The sequence below is a fragment of the Stenotrophomonas sp. CFBP8994 genome (genome assembly GCF_034044835.1).
In the GTDB taxonomy this organism is placed as follows: Bacteria; Pseudomonadota; Gammaproteobacteria; order Xanthomonadales; family Xanthomonadaceae; genus Stenotrophomonas; species Stenotrophomonas rhizophila_A.
Map to the genome: position 1 here is coordinate 424,113 of NZ_JAXCWT010000003.1, position 21,370 is coordinate 445,482.

18 protein-coding genes are annotated in these 21,370 nt (G+C 69.1%); 14 read left to right on the forward strand and 4 right to left on the reverse strand.

The window, feature by feature from the left end; translation table 11 throughout:
* The first annotated feature begins 8 nt into the window (after positions 1 to 8).
* Positions 9 to 1,217: a DUF4785 domain-containing protein gene (locus SOM39_RS10385; protein ID WP_320458277.1), complete on the forward strand. Its 1,209-nt coding sequence runs from the start codon at positions 9 to 11 to the stop codon at positions 1,215 to 1,217.
* Between the two features lie 34 nt (positions 1,218 to 1,251).
* Here the strand turns inward: SOM39_RS10385 and SOM39_RS10390 are convergent, their stop codons facing one another.
* Positions 1,252 to 2,082 (reverse strand): ABC transporter ATP-binding protein, encoded by an 831-nt coding sequence (locus SOM39_RS10390; RefSeq protein ID WP_217537837.1) that lies wholly within the window; start codon positions 2,080 to 2,082, stop codon positions 1,252 to 1,254.
* Positions 2,083 to 2,231: 149 nt separating this feature from the next.
* On the opposite strand from SOM39_RS10390, the gene SOM39_RS10395 reads away from it, so the two are divergent.
* The 6 genes from SOM39_RS10395 to SOM39_RS10420 all read left to right on the forward strand — a co-directional run bounded on the left by SOM39_RS10395 (position 2,232) and on the right by SOM39_RS10420 (position 9,881).
* Positions 2,232 to 3,434, forward strand: coding sequence for a DesA family fatty acid desaturase (locus SOM39_RS10395; protein ID WP_320458278.1), 1,203 nt, complete (start codon positions 2,232 to 2,234; stop codon positions 3,432 to 3,434).
* Between the two features lie 42 nt (positions 3,435 to 3,476).
* Complete coding sequence (locus tag SOM39_RS10400) at positions 3,477 to 3,806, forward strand: EF-hand domain-containing protein (protein ID WP_068848130.1); 330 nt, start codon at positions 3,477 to 3,479, stop codon at positions 3,804 to 3,806.
* Positions 3,807 to 3,833: 27 nt separating this feature from the next.
* Positions 3,834 to 4,646, forward strand: a complete 813-nt coding sequence (gene mutM / locus SOM39_RS10405) for a bifunctional DNA-formamidopyrimidine glycosylase/DNA-(apurinic or apyrimidinic site) lyase (protein ID WP_320458279.1) — start codon at positions 3,834 to 3,836, stop codon at positions 4,644 to 4,646.
* 65 nt (positions 4,647 to 4,711) lie between these two features.
* The gene (locus SOM39_RS10410; RefSeq protein WP_217537838.1) at positions 4,712 to 5,278 is read left to right on the forward strand and encodes an ECF-type sigma factor; all 567 of its coding nucleotides are present in this window, start codon (positions 4,712 to 4,714) and stop codon (positions 5,276 to 5,278) included.
* A gap of 78 nt (positions 5,279 to 5,356) precedes the next feature.
* On the forward strand, positions 5,357 to 8,230 hold the full coding sequence (locus tag SOM39_RS10415; RefSeq protein WP_320458280.1) for a protein kinase domain-containing protein: 2,874 nt from the start codon (positions 5,357 to 5,359) through the stop codon (positions 8,228 to 8,230).
* Between the two features lie 49 nt (positions 8,231 to 8,279).
* Positions 8,280 to 9,881 carry a glucan biosynthesis protein gene (locus SOM39_RS10420; protein WP_093535567.1) on the forward strand — a complete coding sequence of 534 codons (1,602 nt, stop codon included), beginning with the start codon at positions 8,280 to 8,282 and terminating at the stop codon, positions 9,879 to 9,881.
* Between the two features lie 39 nt (positions 9,882 to 9,920).
* Here SOM39_RS10420 and SOM39_RS10425 read toward each other — a convergent pair whose 3' ends face one another.
* Together SOM39_RS10425 and SOM39_RS10430 are read right to left on the reverse strand one after the other, a co-directional pair.
* Positions 9,921 to 10,541: a thymidine kinase gene (locus tag SOM39_RS10425; RefSeq protein ID WP_068848139.1), complete on the reverse strand. Its 621-nt coding sequence runs from the start codon at positions 10,539 to 10,541 to the stop codon at positions 9,921 to 9,923.
* 21 nt (positions 10,542 to 10,562) lie between these two features.
* Positions 10,563 to 11,312 carry a sel1 repeat family protein gene (locus SOM39_RS10430; RefSeq protein WP_320458281.1) on the reverse strand — a complete coding sequence of 250 codons (750 nt, stop codon included), beginning with the start codon at positions 11,310 to 11,312 and terminating at the stop codon, positions 10,563 to 10,565.
* A gap of 107 nt (positions 11,313 to 11,419) precedes the next feature.
* On the opposite strand from SOM39_RS10430, the gene SOM39_RS10435 reads away from it, so the two are divergent.
* A complete protein-coding gene (locus SOM39_RS10435; protein WP_068848141.1) occupies positions 11,420 to 13,396 on the forward strand; it encodes a UvrD-helicase domain-containing protein in 1,977 nt (658 codons plus the stop codon).
* Between the two features lie 173 nt (positions 13,397 to 13,569).
* Positions 13,570 to 14,103: a GNAT family N-acetyltransferase gene (locus SOM39_RS10440; protein WP_320458282.1), complete on the forward strand. Its 534-nt coding sequence runs from the start codon at positions 13,570 to 13,572 to the stop codon at positions 14,101 to 14,103.
* Here SOM39_RS10440 and SOM39_RS10445 read toward each other — a convergent pair.
* A complete protein-coding gene (locus SOM39_RS10445; RefSeq protein ID WP_320458283.1) occupies positions 14,100 to 14,759 on the reverse strand; it encodes a YceH family protein in 660 nt (219 codons plus the stop codon). The two genes, SOM39_RS10440 and SOM39_RS10445, sit on opposite strands and share 4 nt — an antisense overlap.
* A gap of 109 nt (positions 14,760 to 14,868) precedes the next feature.
* On the opposite strand from SOM39_RS10445, the gene SOM39_RS10450 reads away from it, so the two are divergent.
* From SOM39_RS10450 to plsB, 5 genes are all read left to right on the forward strand, one after another.
* The gene (locus tag SOM39_RS10450) at positions 14,869 to 15,792 is read left to right on the forward strand and encodes a 5'-nucleotidase, lipoprotein e(P4) family (RefSeq protein WP_184126310.1); all 924 of its coding nucleotides are present in this window, start codon (positions 14,869 to 14,871) and stop codon (positions 15,790 to 15,792) included.
* Positions 15,789 to 16,508: an orotidine-5'-phosphate decarboxylase gene (gene pyrF, locus SOM39_RS10455; RefSeq protein WP_320458284.1), complete on the forward strand. Its 720-nt coding sequence runs from the start codon at positions 15,789 to 15,791 to the stop codon at positions 16,506 to 16,508. The genes SOM39_RS10450 and pyrF overlap by 4 nt, the downstream gene beginning before the upstream one ends.
* 204 nt (positions 16,509 to 16,712) lie before the next feature.
* Positions 16,713 to 17,534, forward strand: coding sequence for a serine protease (locus tag SOM39_RS10460; protein WP_320458285.1), 822 nt, complete (start codon positions 16,713 to 16,715; stop codon positions 17,532 to 17,534).
* 114 nt (positions 17,535 to 17,648) lie between these two features.
* The gene (locus SOM39_RS10465; protein ID WP_414715869.1) at positions 17,649 to 18,635 is read left to right on the forward strand and encodes a hypothetical protein; all 987 of its coding nucleotides are present in this window, start codon (positions 17,649 to 17,651) and stop codon (positions 18,633 to 18,635) included.
* Positions 18,635 to 21,310, forward strand: a complete 2,676-nt coding sequence (plsB, locus tag SOM39_RS10470; protein ID WP_320458287.1) for a glycerol-3-phosphate 1-O-acyltransferase PlsB — start codon at positions 18,635 to 18,637, stop codon at positions 21,308 to 21,310. Before SOM39_RS10465 ends, plsB begins: the two co-directional genes overlap by 1 nt.
* Positions 21,311 to 21,370: the final 60 nt, after the last annotated feature.

Here is a 21,370-nt window from a genome sequence, read left to right on the forward strand (position 1 = left end):
AGCACGCCATGACGTCACGATTGATGCTTGCCATGGCCGTCGCGTCGGCGCTGTTCGCGCTGCCGCTGCACGCCGCCCAACCGCTGCAGGCCGCGCGCGGCACCGACCAGGTGGCCCCACGCGTGGACCGCGCGCCGATGCCCGATGCCACGGTGGAACGCGCCCCCGTGCGCTTTGCCTGGGCGCTGGACCCGACCCGGGCGCTGAGCGCGCCGGCCCCGTTCGTTGCACTGAGCCGCAGCTACTGGGACACCGTGGATGCGGCCACGCTGCAGCGCGGCCTGGAGCTGCCGCTCACCGCGCCGGATGCGGTGATCCAGGTCAGCCCGGTGCAGGGCGCCCGCGCGCTGGAGGTGGAGCAACTGCAGGTGCGCGACCCCTCCGGGGCGGTGGCGCTGGACAAGGTGGTCGATGCCCAGCAGCTGCGCGCCGCAGGCATGGGCGTGGGCGAGGGCAGCGCGATGGCGCGGACCGGCGCCAGCACGGCGGTGGGCACCTACCGCCTGCAGGCCGCCCAGGCCCAAGGCCGCTACGTGGTGCAGGTGTTGGAGCCCAACAGCCCGATCGCGCTGACCCTGCAGGCCGACCGCCAGCAGGTGCTGGCCGGTGGCAGCGTGCTGTTGAACGCACGCCTGCAGCACGACGGTGGCAACGCGGCGCGGGCGGCGGGGCGATCGGCAGCGCGCACGCTGCCGGCGGGCGGCGAAGCATTGCTGGTGGCACCGGACGGGCGCAGCTGGCCGGTGCCGCTGGTGGCCGGCAAGGATGGCCTGCGCGCGCAGGTGACCATTCCCGAGGATGTGGGGCAGGCACAGGGGCTGTGGGAACTGCAGGCCTTCGTCACCGCGCAGGGCGTGCAGCGCGACGCCAAGGTGGCGTTCGCCGTGGCCCGGCCGACGGCGCGCTTCAGCGGCCAGGTCGAGGTGGATGCCGCCCGGCGCCAGGTGCGGCTGCCGCTGCAGATCGGCGCGCCGGGTCGTTACGAGGCACGCGGCACACTGCACGCCACCGGGCCCGACGGCAGGCTGCACCCGGTGGCGCAGGCGCATAGCGCGGCGTGGTTTGATGCGGCCGGTGCCGGCGAACTGCTGCTGGCGTTCGACACGGTGGCATTACCGGGTGGCTACGGCGCCCCCTTCGAACTGCGTGACCTGCAGTTGCAGGACCAGGGCCGGATGGCCCCGATCGAAAGCCGCGCAGTAGCGGTGCGGTTCTGATGGAGGCCGGGGGCGGCAACGCCGCCCCCGGCTGTCACCCCGCGAAGGCGGTCAACCGGCCCTCGTGCTCGACGACCTGGATCGGCCCGCCGAATACCTCCGACAGCGGCCCATCCCGCAGCAATTCCGCCCGTGTGCCATCGGCCGCGATCCGGCCACCGCGCAGCAGCACCACGCGTTCGATTTCCGGAATCACTTCTTCGATGTGGTGGGTCACCAGCACCAGGGTGATGCCCTGCGCGGCCAGTGTGCGCATGGTGGCGATCAGGTGCTGGCGCGCCACCAGGTCCAGCCCGGTGGACGGCTCGTCCAGCAGCAGCGCCTGCGGCCGGTTCACCAGCGCACGGGCGATCAGCACGCGCCGGGTTTCACCGGCGGACAATTCGGCATAGCCGCGGTGCAGCAATGGCAACGCCCCGGTCAGTGCCAGCGTCTCGCGCACCCGCGCGCGCATGTCGTCGGTGACCTCGCGGAACGCGGGCACCACGAAGCTGGCGAAGAACCCCGACAGCACCGCTTCTTCCACGGTCAGCCCGGGCATGTCGGCCAGGTTGCTGCTCAGGTCACCGGTGACGATGCCCAGCTGCGAGCGCAGCCGGTCCACCTGCCAGCGGTTCTGCCCGAGCACGCGCACGGCGACGGTGCCGTCCGCGTGCGCCAGCGGGTACAGCTCACGGGTGATGAGCTTGATGAAGGAGGATTTGCCGCAGCCATTGGGGCCGAGCAGCGCGGTGTGCTGGCCCTGGGCGATGCGCAGGCTCAGGTCATGCAGCACGCGGACCTGCCCCCGGATCACACAGGCGCGGTCGAGTTCGATCAGGGGAGCGGCGGCGGCGATGGCCGGCGGTGGGGTGGCAACGGTCATGAATGCGGGGGCAATGCTCACGAAGGGGGAAAACAACTGAATGACTGCGCAAAAATCGCATCAGACGGATGAAGTTTGCAACGTCTGGCCCCATGATGGACCCACCTGTCACCGTTTCCCTGCTGGCCATCACGGCCCGGAGTCCTGCGATGCTCGATACCCTCATCAACTTCCTGACCGGCGGTGTCGTCGGCCTCGGCTGGTGGGGCATGGGCCTGGTGCTGCTGGTGTTCACCCAGCTCACCATCTTTGCCGTCACGCTCTACCTGCATCGCAGCCAGGCGCACCGCGGCGTCGATTTCCACCCGGTCATCGCGCACTTCTTCCGCTTCTGGACCTGGCTCACCACCTCCATGATCACCAAGGAGTGGGTGGCCATCCACCGCAAGCACCACGCCAAGGTGGAAACCGACGAAGACCCGCACAGCCCGGTGACCAAGGGCATCGGCACGGTGTTCTGGCGCGGCGTGGAGCTGTACCGCGAAGCCCGTGGCATGCGCGCGGACATCGAACAGTACGGCCGCGGCGCCCCGGAAGACTGGATCGAGCGCCACCTGTATACCCCGCACGCCAACCTGGGCCCGGTGGCCCTGTTGGCGGTGAATTTGGTGCTGTTCGGCCTGCCCGGCGTGGCCCTGTGGGCGATCCAGATGGCGTGGATTCCGTTCTGGGCCGCCGGCGTGGTCAACGGCTTGGGCCACTGGTGGGGCTACCGCAACTTCGAGTCGGCCGATACCTCCACCAACCTCACCCCGTGGGCCTTCTGGATCGGCGGCGAAGAGCTGCACAACAACCACCATGCCTTCCCCAGCTCGGCCCGCTTCTCGATGCGCCGCTGGGAGTTCGATATCGGCTGGGCGGCGATCCGTGGCCTGCAGGCCGTGGGCCTGGCCAAGGTGCTGCGCGTGGCGCCCAGCATGGACGTGCGCCCGAACATCGCCGTGCCCGATGCCGAAACCCTGAAGGCCCTGCTCTCGCACCGCTTCCAGGCCATGACCGATTACCAGCGCAATGTGTTCGTGCCGGCCCTGCGCGAAGAAGCCGCGTTTGCCGGCGCCAAGCTGCGCAAGCTGCTGCCGCGCCGCATGCGCCGGGGCCTGGTCAACGACGGCCGCTGGCTCAAGCCCGATTGCCGCGCCGAACTCAGCAGCTGGGTCGAACAGCGCCCGCGCATCCGCGTGCTGGTCGAACACCGCGCGCGCCTGGCCGCCCTGCTGGAAGCCCGTGGCAACGATGCCGCCGAACGCCTGAAGCTGCTCCAGGCCTGGTGCCATGAAGCCGAGGCCAGTGGCATCGCCGCGCTGCAGAACTACGCCGCGCGCCTGAAAGGCTACGCGCTGACGGCGCACTGACCGGTGTGGCCTGCCCCTGGCACCACCGGAAAGCGCCGCCTTGTGCGGCGTTTTTCCTGCGCGTCCCTGTTGCTGCTCGCCGCCGCCGCGCAGGCCCAGGTCACCGACACCGGCAGTTACCTGCAACGCATGGATGCCGATGGCGACGGCAAGGTCAGCGTCGAGGAGTATGTGCAATGGATGATGTACGCCTTCGACCGCATGGACCGCAACGCCGACGGCGTGCTCAGCGCCGATGAACTGCCCGGCGGCAAAGGCAGGCCGATCACCCGCGAGCAGCAACGGCAGACGATCATCGAACGCTTCCACAAGCAGGACGCCAACGGTGACGGCTTCCTGAGCGCGAAAGAACTCGCCGCCCCACCCCGATGACACCGCGCACCCGCCTGCCAGTCGCCCATGCCTGAACTTCCCGAAGTAGAAACCACCCGCCGCGGCCTGGCCCCGCACCTGGAAGGCCGCCGCGTGCACGGCGTGATCCTGCGCCGGCCGGACCTGCGTTGGCCGATTCCCGACGAAATCAGCGCGCTGCTGCCCGGCCAGGCGATTGAAGGCGTGCGCCGCCGCGCCAAGTATCTGCTGCTGGACACCGCCATCGGCAGCGCGGTGCTGCACCTGGGCATGTCCGGCAGCCTGCGTGTACTCCCGGGGGATACCCCGGTCCGCGCGCACGATCACGTCGATATCAGCCTGGACAACGGCCGCCTGCTGCGTTTCAACGACCCGCGCCGGTTCGGCAGCCTGCTCTGGCAGCCGGCGGGGGAAATCCATGAGCTGCTGGCCACGCTGGGCCCGGAACCGCTGGATGACGCGTTCGACGGTGACTACCTGTTCCAGCGCAGCCGCGGCCGCAGCGCCTCGGTGAAGACCTTCCTGATGGACCAGGCCATCGTGGTCGGGGTGGGCAACATCTACGCCGCTGAAAGCCTGTTCATGGCCGGGATCACTCCGCTGCGTGAAGCCGGGAAGATCTCGCGTGAGCGCTACCAGCGCCTGGCCACGGCGGTGAAGCAGATCCTGGCCTATGCCATCACCCGTGGCGGCACCACCCTGCGCGATTTCATCAACCCCGACGGTGCCCCGGGCTATTTCGAGCAGGAACTGCTGGTCTACGGCCGTGAAGGCGAACCCTGCCGGCAGTGCGGGCGCGCCCTGCGCCACGCCACCATCGGCCAGCGCGCCAGCGTCTGGTGCGGCCACTGCCAGCGCTGAACTCTCCTACGCATCTGCAGGAAGCGGCGCTATAGTCGGCCAAACGTCACCGGCGGGGGTGTGCGATGGACGAAAGCCCGGATATCACCGTATGGCTCGATTCGGCCCGGTCGGGCGACCGCGCCTCGCTGGACCGGGTGCTGACCCTGCTCTACCAGGAACTGCACAGCATGGCCCGGCGCCAGCTGGCCGGGCAGCAGGGCCGCACGCTGGATGCCACCTCGCTGGTGCACGAGTCCTACCTCAAGCTGCTGGGGGCACGCGGCGCGGCGCGCTTTGAAGACCGCGCGCACTTCTTTGCCTACGCGGCCTCGGCCATGCGCAGCGTGGTAGTGGATTACGCGCGCAACCGGCTGGCGCGCAAGCGCGGCGGCGATCTCAAGCGCGTGGCGGAAATACCCGAAAACAGCAGCAGCGGCGTGCGTCTGGATGAGGACCTGCTGGCGCTGGACGTGGCACTGGCACGGCTGCAGGCGGTGGACAACCACCTGGCCAAGGTCGTGGAGCTGCGCTACTTCGCGGGGTTGTCGGAACAGGAAATCGCCGATCTGTGCCAGCGCTCGGAGCGCAGCATCCGGCGCGATTGGCAGAAGGCACGGATGTTCCTGCTGGCGTCGGTCCGCGAGGACTGAGCACGGCGGCAGTCGGGTTCCCGCGCGAGGGCGCGGGCGGATGTGCACGGTGGCAACACAGCGCCCGGGGAAGGGACGATGGACGCAGTGCGCTGGCGGCAGTTGTCGACGCTGCTGGATCAGTTGCTGGAACTACCCCACGACCGGCGCGCCGCACGCCTGGCGCAGCTGCGCTTGGCCGATGCGACGCTGGCCGACGACCTGGAGCGGTTGCTGGAGCACGAGCAGGAAAGCCAGGAATTCCTGGCCCAGCCGCTGTGGACCGCCGCACCGGAAGACAGCCGCGCCGGCACCCACATCGGTCCATACCGGTTGCTGCGACAGCTGGGCGAAGGCGGCATGGGCGAAGTCTGGCTGGCCGAACGGGCCGATGGGCTGTACCAGCGCCAGGTAGCGCTGAAGCTGCTGCGCAGCGGCTACGCCGACCCCGGCCTGCGCCAGCGCTTCAGTCGCGAACGCGAAATCCTGGCGCGGCTGCAGCACCCGCACCTGGCGCAGCTGCTGGATGCCGGCGTGGACCTGCAGGGCCAGCCGTACCTGGCGCTGGCCTATGTGGAAGGCGAGCCGATCACCGATTACTGCCAGCGCCTGCAGCTGCCGCTGGAACGCCGGCTGCAGCTGATGCTGCAGGTATGCGCGGTGGTCAGCCACGCCCATGCCAACCTGATCGTGCACCGTGACCTCAAGCCATCCAACATCCTGGTCACCGCCAACGGTGAGGTGAAGCTGCTGGATTTCGGCATCGCCAAACTGCTGGACGATGAGCAGGCGCGCACCAACGCCGCGCACCCGCCCACCGAAGCGCGCGCCTTCACCCTGCATTACGCCGCACCGGAACAGGTACGCGGCGAACCGGTGACCACGCTGACCGATGTGTATTCGCTGGGCGTGGTCCTGTTCGAGGTGATCACCGGGCGCAAACCTTACCGCCTGCGCCGGCACAGCGATGCCGAATGGGAGCGCTCGATCCTGGAAGTGGATGCGCCGCGCGCCTCCACCGTGCTGCTGCGTGGCGACATTACCGATGCTGCCGCTACCCCAGCGGCGCGGCGGCTTGCCCGGCGCCTGCGCGGTGACCTCGACACGATCCTGCTCAAGGCGCTGCAGAAGGACCCTGCGCAGCGCTATGCCTCGGTGGAAGCGCTGGCGCAGGACCTGCAGCGCTTCCTGGAAGGCCGCCCGATCCACGCGCGCCCGCAGCGTTCGCTGTACCGCCTGCGCAAGTACCTGGGGCGGCACCGCTGGGGCGTGGCGCTGGCTGCGGTGGCGATCCTGGCACTGGCGGTGCTGGCGGCACTGGCGGTGTGGCAGATGCAGCAGGCGCGGCGTGAGATCGCGCGTGCGCAGGCCATGCAGGATTTCACCATCGGCCTGTTCGACCGCGCCGCCAGCGTGCGCCACGGCAGCTTCGATGTGCGCCAGCTGCTGGCCACCGGGCAGCAGCGCGGCGAGGCGGAGCTGGCCGACCAGCCATTGCCGCTGGCCGACCTGGAAGGGGTGATCGGCCGGCTGCGGATCGGCATGGGCGACTACGCGTTGGCGCTGGAAACGCTGGACCGGCAGCGCGCGCTGCTGGACCAGGTCAAGCAGGTGCCGCCCGGGCTGCAGCTGGAAGCGGTCACCCAGCGCGGCCGCGCGCTGCGCATGCTGGGCCGCTCGCGCGAGTGCGTGGCGCACATGACGCCGATGCAGGCGCTGGCGGCCGAGCAGCGTCAGGCGCTGCCGTCGGTGGTGGCCGAGTTCCACGCCCAGCTGGGCCGCTGCCAGCAGCTGCTGGGCTACCGCGATGAAGCCCGCGAAGGGTTCGAGCGTGCGCTGGCACTGCGCCGCGACATCACCCACGACGCCACCGCAATGGCCGAGAGTCTGTCCGACCTGGCCGCACTGGAGAGTGACGACGGCAACGCACAGGCCGCGCTGGCCGGCTACCGCCAGGCCCTGCAGCTGCTGCAGGCGCGCACCACCGACCGCCATCCGCAGCTGGTCACCCTGCGCCGCCACCTCGGCGAAATGATGGCCGCGCAGGGCGACCTGGACGGTGCCGACCGCAGCCTGCGCGCGGCGTGGACCGACGCGGTCAGCCTGTACGGCAATGACCATCCCGAAACGCTGGCCATCCGCCGCCTGCGCGCGACCCTGGCCCTGCAGCGGGGCGATCTGGCCGAAGCCGAGGCCGCCCTGCAGCAGGTGCACCGGCTGACCCGCCAGGCGCTGGGCGAGCAGCACCGCGACACCGGCCAGACCTGGCATGCGCTCGGCCGCTCGGCGCTGGAGCGCGGCGACAACGCGGCGGCGGTGGAGGCCTTCGGCCGCGCAGTGGCGATCTGGCGCCAGCCCGACTGCATCGGGCTGCTGCCGCAGGGCTTGTACGACTATGGCAACGCGCTGGCCGAGCTCGGCCGCTGGCAGGATGCGCTGGCCGCCTTCCACGAGGGCCGCCAGTGGCAGGCCGCGCAGCGCGGCGACGACGACCCGGAGGTGCAGCGGGGCGACCGCCGGATGGCCGAGATCATCGGCGAGCATGTCGACCCCTGGCAGGCCGGCGAGCGCCTGGCAAAACTGATGCGGCAATCCGCGCGGGGTGGCCCGGAGGCCCGCCTCCAGCTGCAGGCGGTACAGCTGGCGTGGGGACGCAACCTGCTCCGCATGGACCAACCGGTGGAGGCCCAGCGCGCGCTGCGGCCGCTGACCGAGGGCGAGGCGATGGATCCGCGCAGCGTCAACCTGCGCTGGCTGGCACGGACCGCGCTGGGCCAGCTGGACTGCGCGCAGGCGCCGGCACGGGGGCGCGAGGCACTGGTGCGGCTGCAGGCCGAAGTACGCGCGCAGCGGCCACAGGGCGGCCGCATTCCCCGGCAGATCGAGCAGGCGCTGCAGGCCTGTGGCAGCAAGCGCCTGCAGGCGCGCACCGGCCAGCCTGAACGCAGGCCCGGGGCCACGGCGGCGAATTAACGTTCACGTGCCTATGATGGCCGACCCTTTCCTGCCCATCGCTGCCTGCATGCAACGACGCGACTTCATCCGCAACGCCTCCCTGGCCCTGGCCGCCATTGGTTTTCCCGCGCTGCCGGCCTGCGCCGCGCAGGGCAGCCAGGTAGGCCTGCGCCGGCTGGGCCAGCCGCAGCCGTTCGATTTCGCCACCCTCAAGGGCCAGGCACGCGCGCTGTCCGAGGCGGCTTACAAGAGTCATCGCCGGACCCTGCCGGGGCCGCTGGAGGCGCTGGACTGGGACCAGTACCAGTCGATCCGCTACCGCCAGGACCATGCGCTGTGGGCTGACCAGCCCGGCCGCTTCCAGGCCAAGTTCTTCCACCTGGGGCTGTATTTCCATTCGCCGGTGCGCATGTTCGACATCGTCGACGGCAAGGCGCAGGAACTGGCCTATGACCCGGCCGCGTTCGATTACGGCAAGAGCGGCCTGAAGAACGGCCACCTGCCGGCCGACCTGGGCTTTGCCGGGTTCCGGCTCAATACCCGCGCCGACACCGACCGCGATTTCGCCGCCTTCCTGGGCGCCAGCTACTTCCGCGCGGTAGGCAAGGAAGGCCAGTACGGCCAGTCCGCCCGTGGCCTGGCGATCGACACCGGCATGGACCGCCCGGAGGAATTCCCCGATTTCATTGCCTACTTCCTGGAACAGCCGGCCGCCGACTCCAATACGCTGGTGGTGTACGCGCTGCTGGATTCGCCCAGCGTGGCCGGCGCCTACCGCTTCGCCATCACCAACGGCGATGTGCTGCTGATGGACGTGGACGTGGCGCTGTACCCGCGCAAGGCCATCGAACGGCTTGGCATCGCGCCGTGCACCAGCATGTACCAGGTGGGCGAGAACGACCGCCGGATGGCCTGGGACTGGCGCCCGGAGATCCACGACACCGACGGCCTGTCGATGTGGAACGGTGCGGGCGAGTGGATCTGGCGCCCGCTGTCCAACCCGCGCCAGCTGCGCTTCAACATGTTCGTGGACAACAACCCGAAGGGCTTTGGCCTGCTGCAGCGCGACCGCAGCTTCGACCACTACCAGGACGATGGCGTGTTCTACGAGAAGCGCCCTTGCCTGTGGGTGGAACCGAAGGGTCAGTGGGGCAGGGGCTCGGTCCAGCTGGTGGAAATTCCCACCGTGGACGAGACCTTCGACAACATCGTGGCGTTCTGGAACCCCGAAGCCAAGCCGCAGCCGGGCCAGGAAATGCTGCTGGGCTACCGCCTGTACTGGGGCGCCGAGCCGCCCGCGCGGCCGCCGCTGGCGCAGGCCGTGGCCACCCGCACCGGCCTGGGCGGGGTGATCGGCAAGAAGCGCGAGTATTTCTCGTGGCGTTTCGCCGTGGACTTCCAGGGCGGCGAACTGGCCGCGCTGATCGACAAGGGCGAGGTGGAAGCGGTGGTGCAGGCCAGCCGCGGCCGCACCGAGATCGTCTCGGCGCGCCCGCTGCGCGAGATCAAGGGTTACCGCGCCATGTTCGACCTGGTGCCGCCCGATGACAGCACCGAACAGATCGACATCCGCCTGTACCTGCGCAGCGGTGGCAAGACCCTGACGGAAACCTGGCTGTACCAGTACAGCCCGCCGCCGGCGGGGGCGCCGGAACGTACGTTGTATTGAGAAGGTTTACCGACCAACGGTCGGTACCTACCGGCATGTCTACAGGGGTAGCCGTGCCTGGGCAGGGTCGATCCTGCCTTCGCCGCGCGTGATCTTCTTGAACTCCGCGCGGCTGACCGAGACGTAGCGTTCGTTGCCACCGATCTCCACCTGCGGACCGTCCTGCACCGCGTGGCCGTGTTCGTCCACGCGCACGGTCATGGTGGCCTTCTTGCCGCTGTGGCAGATGGTCTTGATCTCCTGCATCTCGTCGGCCCACGCCAGCAGGTACTGGCTGCCCTCGAACAGCTCGCCGCGGAAATCGGTGCGCAGCCCGTAGCACAGCACCGGAATGCGCAGCTGGTCGACCACTTCGCTGAGCTGCCAGACCTGGCTGCGGCTGAGGAACTGTGCCTCGTCCACCAGAACGCAGCCCAACGGCCCGTCGCTGGCGATGTCGGCGCGGATCAGCTGCTCCAGGTCGGTATCGCGGTCGAAGGCAATGCCATCGGCCTTCAGGCCGATCCGCGAGGCCACCACGCCGCGCCCGGCACGGTCGTCCAGGCGCGGGGTGAGGATGGCCACGCGCATGCCGCGCTCGCGGTAGTTGTGCGCCGACTGCAGCAGCGTGGTGGTCTTGCCGGCGTTCATCGCCGAATAGTAGAAATAGAGCTTGGCCATCGGCCAATTCTAGACGGCACGCTACTTCCCGTCGCCCTCTCCGCCGTGGACGGTTTCCGGCCGCCCCACGTCGATCTGCTGCTGGCGCAGCGGGGCCATCCAGTAGGTGTCGTGCAGACACCAGTACAGCTCGGGCTTCCAGTACTCCGGGTCGTAGTAGTCGGCACCGGACTGAACCTCGCCCGCGGTGGCGCCGGTGTGCTGTACAACCTGCAGGCCGCTGTGCACGTGCCCGACCCGGCTGCCGGTGATCTTCGACAGCCTTCCGCGCATGGCGCTTTCCAGCCGCGGCTTGGCGACCTGGTCGCCGTACTGGGCGAACACGTCCTGCCTGCGCTGCAGCGCCCGCTCGCGCTGCCCCGCGTCCAGCTCGGCCCACCAGGCGTCGCGCAGGCGCACGAAGTCGTGATAGCCGCGCTCGGCGGCCAGGTCCATCCACGCGTACGCCAGCTCCGGATCGGCCGGCACCCCACTGCCCTCGCGGTACATGATCGCCACCCGCAGCTGCGAGTACTTGTCGGCGTACTCGGCGGCCTTGCGGAACCGCGACAACGCGCGTGGCAGGTTGCCCTTGTCGAACTCCTTCAGCCCATAACGGCGCCAGCGCAGATCCGGATGGCCATCCAGGAAGCCATCGGTCATCAGCGAGGCGGGAATGGTCCGGGGGACCTGCCGCGCACAGCCAGGGGTGCTTGCGCCAGCGACCCCGGTGGCCAGCCAGAGGGCCGCGCCGACCGCGCTGCCGGCCATCCAATGCATGAATCCATTCATGTGATTGCTCCGATCCGATCGCTCTCTGGATATCCCACCGCCCGGCGCAGGTCAAGCCAGGTCCGGTGGCCCGCCGCCCGTTACAATGCGGCACCCACGGAGAAGGCATGCACGGTCTCAATCCCCCCCAACGCGCGGCAGTGCTGCACTGCGAAGGTCCCCTGCTGGTACTGGCCGGCGCGGGCAGCGGCAAGACGCGCGTGATCGTGGAAAAGATCGCCCAGCTGATCAGCACCCGCCGTTACCCGGCCAAGCGCATCGCGGCGATCACCTTCACCAACAAGTCCGCCAAGGAAATGCGCGAGCGCGTGGCCAAGCGCCTGCAGGGCGGCGACGCCGAAGATGTCACCATCTGCACCTTCCATGCGCTGGGCCTCAAGTTCCTGCAGATCGAACATGCCGCGGTCGGCCTCAAGCGCGGCTTCTCGATCTTCGACGCCGACGATTCCACCTCGCAGGTGAAAGACCTGATGTACGGCGCCAAGCCGGACGACATCGAGGACGTGAAGAACCTCATCTCGCGTGCGAAGAACGCCGGCCTGTCGCCCGAACAGGCGATGGCCGAAGCGCGCAGCAACCGCGAGAAGGAAGCGGCCAGCGTCTACGAGCGCTACCAGCTGCGCCTGACCGCGTTCAACGCGGTCGATTTCGACGACCTGATCCGGCTGCCGGTGCAGGTGCTGGAGGAGAACCCGGAGATCGCGCTGGCCTGGCGCGAACGCATCGGCTACCTGCTGGTCGACGAATGCCAGGACACCAACGATGCGCAGTACCGGCTGCTCAAGCAGCTGGCCGGCACTGCCGGCAACTTCACCTGCGTGGGCGACGATGACCAGTCCATCTACGCCTGGCGCGGGGCCAACCCGGAAAACCTGCAGCAGATGGCGCGCGATTACCCGGCGCTGGAAATCATCAAGCTTGAGCAGAATTACCGTTGCTCCAATCGCGTGCTGCGCGCGGCCAACGCGCTGATCGCCAACAACCCGCACGAACACCTGAAGAAGCTGTGGAGCGACCAGGCCGACGGCGAACGCATCCGCGTGTGGGAGTGCCGCAACAGCGAACACGAGGCGGAGAAGGTCGCCGCCGAGATCTCCTACCTGGCCACCTCCAAGCAGATTCCGTGGAGCGACTTCTGCATCCTGTTCCGCGGCAACTTCCAGTCGCGGCCGCTGGAAAAGGCGCTGCAGCTGGTGCGCGCGCCGTACCACATCACCGGCGGCACCGCGTTCCTGGAACGCCAGGAAGTGAAGGACACGCTGTCGTGGCTGCGCCTGCTGGTGAACCCCGATGACGATACGGCGTTCATGCGCGCGGTGCAGTCGCCCAAGCGTGAGGTGGGCGCCGGCACGCTGGCCAAGCTCGCCGAGCTGGCCTCGGACAAGGAACTGCCGATGGCGCATGCGGCCGAGGCGATCGGCGCGCTCGCCCAGCTGCCGCCGCGCGCGGCCAACAGCCTGAGCCGCTTCACCGACATCCTGCGCGACCTGCGCGCGGAAATGCCCAAGCTGAGCTCGGGCGACCTGGTACGGAAGCTGGTGAAGGATTCGGGGCTGGTGTCCGAACTGCGCAGCACCTGCAAGGAAGAGTCGGTGTACCAGCGCCGGCTGGCCAACCTGGAAGAGCTGGCGCAGTGGTTCGAAGGCGGTCCGCGTGGCGCTTCTACCGCCGACCTGGCCGCGCAGCTGGCGTTGTTGTCGCGCAACGACAAGGACGACGGTGGCAACCAGGTGCGGATGATGACCCTGCACGCGTCCAAGGGCCTGGAGTTCCCGTATGTGTTCATCGTCGGCTGCGAGGACGGCGTGCTGCCGCACCAGGTCAGCCTGGACGAGGGCAACCTGCAGGAAGAACGCCGGCTGCTGTACGTGGGCATCACCCGCGCCAAGGTGCAGCTGTGGATGAGCCACAGCAAGCTGACCCGCAAGTTCGGTGAGCATGTGCGGCTCAAGCCGAGCCGTTTCTTCGACGAGATCCCGGCCGAGGAAATGCAGCGCGACGGTGCCGACCCGGTGGCGGACGCGGCGCGCAAGAAGGAGCGCGCCAGCGCCGGCCTGGCGGCGATCGAGGCCTTGTTCGACTGACGTTGTAGAGCCGACTGTTAGTCGGCTGCCGTTCGCACGGCGCCTGCAGAAGGCAGCCGACAGAAGGCAGCCGACAGAAGGCAGCCGACAGAAGGCAGCCGACTAACAGTCGGCTCTACCCACGTGTTCCCGTAGCCTGCACAATCGGCCAATTCCTGCCAGCGAGCGACGCGATGTCCGCCGTGATCCAGACCGAACGCCTGCACCTGCGCCTGATCGATCCCGACCATGACGCGGCTGACATGCTGGCGCTGCTCAACGAGCCGGGCTTCATCCGGCATATCGCCGACCGTGGCGTGCGCACCCTGGCGCAGGCGCGCGACTACACCGCCGAACGCGTGCTCGGCAGTTACACGCTCAACGGGTTCGGCATGTACGCCATCATCCGCCGCAGCGACGGTGCATGGATGGGCAACGCCGGGCTGGTGCGCCGCGATGGGCTGCCCGCGCCGGACGTGGGCTATGCGCTGCTGTCGCAGTACGAAGGCCATGGCTACGCGTTCGAGGCCGCGCGCGGGGTGATGCACTACGCGCGTGACGTACTGGGCTACCCGGACCTGTACGGCATCGTCGCCCCGGAGAACCTGCGCTCGGCTGCACTACTGCGCAAGCTGGGCATGGAAGACCGTGGCGATGTGCGCCTGCCGGCACCACGCGATGAAGAAGTGCTGCTCCTGTTCGCCACGCCCGGCGCGCCGGCGGTCTAGCCGCCCAGCTGGGCGCGCAACTCGGCCAACTGTTCCTGCAGCGCAGCCACCGTGGTTTCCAGCGCCTGCACGCGCGCTTCCAGCGCGGCATTGCCGCCGCCGCTGGACGGTGCGGATCTGTACTGCTCGGCCAACGCCTGCACATCCACCGGGCCGGCCAGCAGGTGCATGTAACGGTCTTCGCGCTGGCCGCCAGAGCGCGGCAGCAGCACGGCCAGGCCGCGCTGGATCATGCGCTCCACGTGGTGGCGCAGCTCGTCGGCGTCCTGGAACTGGAACAGGCGCTCGCTGCGGGTGAGCAGCTCGTTCACCGTCTGCGGGCCGCGCAGCAGCAGCAGGCCCAGGATGGCCAGCTGCTGCCGGGTCAGGTCCAGCGCGCTGCCGGCGCGGTGCTCGTAGCGCTCGGCGCGCGAGGAAAACTGCTGCCGGGCCAGGCCCAGGGTTTCCAGCTGGCGCAGGGCGTGGTGCACATCGCCGGCCGACAGCTGCAGCACCGGCTCGCGGGCGGTCTTCTGGTTGGCCGCCACCTGGGTGGCGTTGACCGTGAGCGGGTAGGCGTCCGGGGTGGTCGCTTCCTTCTCGATCAGGCAGCCCAGGGCACGGGCCTGGGCCGCGTTGAGCACGGGCAGGGCAGGGGTCTGGGTGTCGTCGGTCATCTCGCGCTCCGGGTGTTACTGGGCCGTGCAGCATAGCCGAGCCCTGCGGCCGGCATGAACCGCAGCGGCCAAGCCGGTAAACTGGCGCCACTCAGTACTGGTGATTGCCATGCGTCGTACCGCTGTTTCCCTGTCCGTGCTTGCCTGCGCCGTGATGGCGCTGGGGGCGTGCAAGCGCACCGAGACCCCCGCCGAAGCTGCTGCCCCGGCCCCTGCTGCCGCCGCTGCCGCGCCTGCCGCAAAGGGCGATGCCGCCGTGGCCGCCAACGACAACCTCAACGCCGTGCTGTGGATGCAGCGTTCGCAGGAATACCGGGCAATCACCGAGCAGACCTACCGCGCCGCTGCCGACCACCTGGACAAGGCGCTCAAGGAAGCCAACTGGGATGCGCTGGTGCCTGAAGAGCGCGGCAACGCCGCCAAGGGCCTGAAGCCGGCCGTGGTGCTGGACGTGGACGAAACCGTGCTGGACAACTCGCCCTACCAGGCCCGCCTGGTCCGCGACGGCGGCGAGTACGACGAACTGAGCTGGGACCAGTGGGTGGCCGAAAAGAAGGCCAAGGCCATTCCGGGCGTGGTCGATTTCGCCAAGGCGGCCAACGCCAAGGGAGTGACCCTGCTGTACATCTCCAACCGCGCCGTGCACCTCAAGGAGGCCACCCTGGCCAACCTGCGTGCCGAAGGCCTGCCGGTGGCCGATGACAGCGTGTTCCTGGGCCTGGGCACGGTGGTGAAGGACTGCGAGCAGGCCGGCAGCGAAAAGAACTGCCGACGCCGCCTGGCCGGGCAGAACTACCGCGTGCTGATGCAGTTCGGCGACCAGCTGGGCGACTTCGTGGAAGTGACCGCCAACACCAACGACGGCCGCGACGCGCTGCTGCAGCAGTACCACGACTGGTTCGGCGAGCGCTGGTGGATGCTGCCCAACCCGACCTACGGCGGCTTCGAACCGGCCCAGTTCAACAACGACTACAGCCAGTCGCGCCAGGCCCGCCACGACGCCAAGCGGGCCGCGCTGGACTACGCGCCGTGAGCCGCGCCCCGCTGCCGCTGCGCGATGACGAACGCCTGATCTTCGCGCTCGATGTGCCGGGCCGCGAGGATGCGCTGGCCTGGGTGGACCGGCTGGGCGATGCGGTCTCCTTCTACAAGATCGGCATGGAGCTGCTGGCCTCGGGCGAGTACTTCGAAGTGCTCGATGCGCTGGCCGCGCGCGACAAGCGCGTGTTCGTCGACCTGAAGTTCTTCGACATCCCGGCCACCGCTGCGGCGGTGATCCGCCGGCTGTCGCAGTGGCCGGTGAGCTACGCCACCATCCATGGTTGGCACCCGGCGATGATGGAGGCCTGCGCGGCGGCCAACAGCAGCGACATGCGCCTGCTGGCGGTGACCGTGCTGACCTCGATGGGGCGTGACGACCTGCGTGGCATGGGCATCGACCGCGAGCCGGTCGACGTGGTGGTGGAACGCGCGCTGGCCGCGCAGGCGGCCGGCATCGACGGCGTGATCGCCTCGGGCCAGGAAGCCGGCCCGATCCGCGCCGCCACCGGCGCCGGGTTCTCGATCGTGTGCCCGGGCATCCGCCCCGGTGGCCCGGTGGGCGATGACCAGAAGCGCACCGTGGGCGTGGCCCAGGCGTTCGCCGACGGCGCCGATGCCATCGTGGTCGGTCGCCCGATCCGCTTGGCGGCCGATCCGCGCGCGGCTGCGCGGGCGATCCAGGACGAGATCCGCGCCGCTCGTCGCTGACTGATGTAGGGGTTGCACGCACCGGGAGGGAACTGCATCCCGGTGCCAGGTAGCGCCTGTTCGCAGAAATGGATCCATCAATCGTTGGTGCCGCTGAAACGCGACCGACCACGCAGTTGTTCCGTCTTCTTTGCCGTCGAATCGACCCGGCACACGCCCCGGCGCTGTGCCTGTCGTTTCCACTTTCCGCAAAGGAGTTGCTGCATGCGTATCTGTTCCCGGCCGGCCTGGATGTTCGGCCTGATTTTTTCTGCTGTTTCGGTTCCCGCGCTGGCCCAGCCCGGGCCGGACACCGTGCCCCACATCATCGGCGGGGTCGACGCCGAACCCGGCCAGTACCCGTTCATGGCCAGCCTGCAGCGGCTGGGCCGCGGCGATTCGGACCACGCCCGCCACAACTGCGGTGCCACCTTGATCTCGCCCTCCTGGGTGCTCACCGCCGCGCACTGTGTTGACGGGCTGCCGCCGGCGCAGCTGGCGGTGCTGGTCGGGGAGACCACGCTGAAGACCACGCCGCGCCGCCGCGCCTCCAACGTCAAGGCCATCCACGTCCATCCGGCCTACGACGAAGGCAACCTGCTCAACGACGTGGCGCTGATCCAGCTCAAGCGGGCGGTGCCCAAGGCCGAGCCGGCCGAGCTGTTGCTGGGCCGGGACAGTGCCTACCTGCGGCCCGGGCGCGCCTTCACGGTGATCGGCTGGGGGGTGACCGACTTCCCCGGGGAGCAGGATCTGCCGACCACCCTGCAGACAGTGCAGACCCCGTTCGTGACCTTCGCCGCGTGCCAGCAGGCCTACCCGGACCTGCAGGCCGGCGCGGTGATCTGCGCCGGCGCCGAGGGCATCGACAGCTGCAGCGGCGACTCCGGCGGGCCGCTGCTGGTGCGCCGCAAGGGCGCCTGGACGGTGCTGGGCACGGTCAGCTGGGGCGAGGGCTGCGCGCTGCCGGATCGCCCTGGGGTGTACGCGCGGTTATCGCAGGGCTATGTGCGCGATTTCATCCAGGCCACATGGATGCGTGACTGATATCCAATAGAAACAGAGGGTTGCGCCCATCCTGCCGGTCCGGCGGGCAGGATGGGTTGCCGCTGTGGGGGCGCAGGCCGCAAGATGCGGACCGGTCCGGGGAAGTCCGAATTCATGTCCATGCCGTTGATGACAGGGCGCTACCGACCCTGGGTGATGTCGCTGTCGCTGTGCGGGCTGCTGCTGGTGGGGGCGTGCAAGCGCGACACGATCGACCCGGATGCACCGGCCGCCGAGCCGGTGGCCGCGTTGCGGCAGATAGCCCGCCAGCTGGCCGACAACGACCTGGTGGGCTACGCCCGCGCCTCGGTGCCGCCGGCCCAGTACACCCGCCTGCAGGCGGCCTGGGAAGAGGGTCACAGCCGCTGGCCGCTCACCGACCTGCCGCTGGATGGCCAGCTGCTGCCGATGCTGGCGGCGCTGTCCGCGCCGGACGCGCCCAAGCGCCTGCAGCGCTCGTTCGACACCCAGATTGCCGGCCAGGCCACCGGGGTGCGCCAGGCGGCCCATTCGATGGGGCTGTTCGGCGTGCAGTACCTGCGCAACCAGACCGACTACAGCGAGGCCGAGCGCGCCCACTACAGCCAAGTAGTGGATGTGCTGAGCCGCTGGGCGGCCGCCGCGCCGCTGACCGACAAGCAGCGCGCCAAGACCACCATCACCCTGTTGACCGCCACCGCACGCAATGCCGGGTTGTCCACCGACGCCGAGCTGCAGGCGGCCGGCATGGAAGGCAGCCTGCGCCGGCTGGGACCGTTCGCCAAGGCGCTGAAGACCGCGCTGGCCAGTTACGGGCTGTCGCTGGACGCGGCAATGACCGACCTGCGCGGCGAACTGGTGTCGCAGGAGGGCGACACCGCCGTGCTGCGGATCCAGTACCCGCTGGCCGGCGAACAGATCGAAGCCCAGGTGCGCATGACCCGCCGCGAGGGCCACTGGTACCTGGCGCGCACCCTGGAAGAGACCGACGCATTGCTCAAGGCGGCTGACGAAGCGAAGGCCGCCATGGCCGCGCAAGCTGAACATGACGCTCAGCTGGCCGCAGAAGCAGAGGCCGCCGCGCAGGTCAAGGACGGTGCTTCTGCACCGGCTAAGCCATAATGAAGCCGATGCCGAACCAGAATCCCCTGCCTTTCCCCGGCGAAGAGCCGCCCAAGACGCCGGACGCCCCGTCCGCGTCGCCCGACATTTTGCCCGGCGCGGACGCCCCGACCGCGGGCGCGACCGACCCGGCGGCGATCGTGCCCAGCCCGGTCAGCGCGGCAGCGCGCACCTCGTTCGGGCGCCGCCCGTGGTGGGCCCGCCTGCTGGGCCGCCTGGTCGAACCGTGGCTGTCGCTGAAGATCGAACCCGAACACCCCGGCCAGTACGACGACGGCCGCCCGGTGGTCTACGTGCTGGAAGACTACGGTCTGTCCAACGCGCTGATCCTGGACAAGGCCTGCCGTGAAGCCGGGCTGCCCTCGCCGCTGGTGCCCATTGCCGGCGACCCGACCGGGCGCAGGCGGGCCTATCTGGCGCTGTCGCGGCGGAGCAGCAGCAACTCGCTGATTCCCGAACAGCGCGGCGCCAAGACCCATTCCGATTCGCTGGCCAAGGTGCTGCAGGCCCATCGTGCCCGCGGCGAGCTGGACGTGAACCTGGTGCCGGTGTCGATCTTCGTCGGCCGCGCGCCGGACAAGCAGAGCGGTTGGTTCGCGGTGCTGTTCTCGGAAAACTGGGCGCTGGTGGGCCGCTTCCGCCGCCTGCTGGCGGTGCTGCTCAACGGCCGCAGCACCATCGTGCGGTTCGCCCCGCCGATCTCGTTGCGCGCCACCGTGGACGAAGGGCTGGACCCCGAGCGCACGGTGCGCAAGCTGCAGCGCGTGCTGCGCACCCACTTCCGCCGCATCCGCGAATCGGTGATCGGGCCGGACCTGTCCACCCGTCGCCTGCTGGTGGACAAGGTGCTGGAGGCCGACACGGTGCGCGAGGCGATCGCGTCGCAGGCCAAGCGCGACAACACCAAGCCGGCCGACGCCTGGAAGAAGGCGCACGCCTACGCCTGGGAAATCGCCGCGGACTACTCCAGCCCGGTGGTGCGCTCGGCCAGCTTCATGCTCAGCCATGTGTGGAACCGCATCTACGCCGGCGTGCTGGTGCACCACCTGGACAAGTTCAAGGCCGCCGCGCCGGGCCATGAAGTGGTGTACGTGCCCAGCCACCGCAGCCACATGGATTACCTGCTGCTGTCCTACCTGTTGTACGACCGCGGCATCGTGCCGCCGCACATCGTGGCGGGCATCAACCTGAACCTGCCGGTGGTGGGCACGCTGCTGCGCAAGGGCGGTGCGTTCTTCATCCGCCGCTCGATCCGCGGCAACGCGCTGTATTCGGCGGTGCTGAGCGAATACGTGGCGCAGCTGGTGGCCGGCGGCTATTCGATCGAATACTTCGTCGAAGGCGGCCGTTCGCGTACCGGGCGCCTGCTGCAGCCCAAGGGCGGCATGATCTCGATGACGCTGCGTGCGTTCCTGCGCCAGCCGCGCAAGCCGGTGCTGTTCCAGCCGGTGTACATCGGCTATGAAAAGCTGATGGAAGGCGGCAGTTACCTGGACGAGCTGTCCGGGCGACCGAAGGAAAAGGAATCGATCTGGCAGCTGCTGTGGTCGATCCCCAAGGTGCTCAAGCAGAACTACGGCCAGGTGGTGGTGAACTTCGGCGAGCCGATCGCGCTCAACGACGTACTGGCCCGCCAGGCACCGGAGTGGGATGGCGCGCCGGTTGGCGAGGACGAGAAGCCGTCGTGGCTGTCGGGCACGGTGGACCACCTGGCCGAACGCATCCAGGTGCACATCAACGGCGCGGCCGACGTCAATCCGATCAACCTGCTGGCGCTGGCGCTGTTGTCCACGCCCAAGCATGCGATGGGCGAAGCCGACCTGATCGCGCAGATCGAGCTGTGCAAGACCCTGCTGGTGGAAATGCCGTATTCGGACCGGGTCACGGTCACGCCGCATTCGCCGGAGCGGATCATCGCGCACGCCGAGGAAATCAACGTGCTGACCCGGATCAAGCACCCGCTGGGCGATGTGCTCAGCGTCAGTGGCGATACCGCGGTGCTGCTCAGCTACTTCCGCAACAACGTCATCCACCTGTTCACCGCGTCGTCGTGGGTGGCGTGCTGCTTCCAGAACAACCGCCGCATGAGCCGCACCGGGCTGGTGCAGCTGGGCCGCACCGTGTACCCGTTCCTGCAGGCCGAGCTGTTCCTGCCGTGGACCGAAGACGAATTCGCCCAGCGCATCGAGCAGACCATCGCGGTGTTCGTGCGCGAGGGCCTGCTGCAGAACGTCAATGACGACGATGGCGGCATCCTGGCGCGCAACACCGGGCAGACCGACGAGGTGTTCCGCCTGCGTGCGATCGGCCACTCGCTGCAGCAGGCGTTCGAGCGGTATTACATCGCCATTTCGGTGCTGGTGAAGAACGGCCCGGGCACGCTGGGCGCAGCCGAGCTGGAAAGCCTGTGCCAGCAGGCCGCGCAGCGCCTGAGCCTGCTCTACGCCCCGGCCGCGCCGGAGTTCTTCGACCGCACCCTGTTCCGCGGCTTCATCCAGAAGCTGCGCGAGCTGCGCCTGGTGTGGCCGGACGAGAACAGCAAGCTGCTGTTCGACGAACGCCTGGACATGTGGGCCAAGGACGCCAAGTTCATCCTGGGCCGCGAGCTGCGCCACACCATCGAGCGGGTGAGCCCCGAAGCCGCGAAGCCAGAGGAACCGGTAACGCAGGATTGACGACCGCGTCGACAATCCTGCGTATCCCGAGGTATCCGGATTTCACCGCGTTCGCCAGCA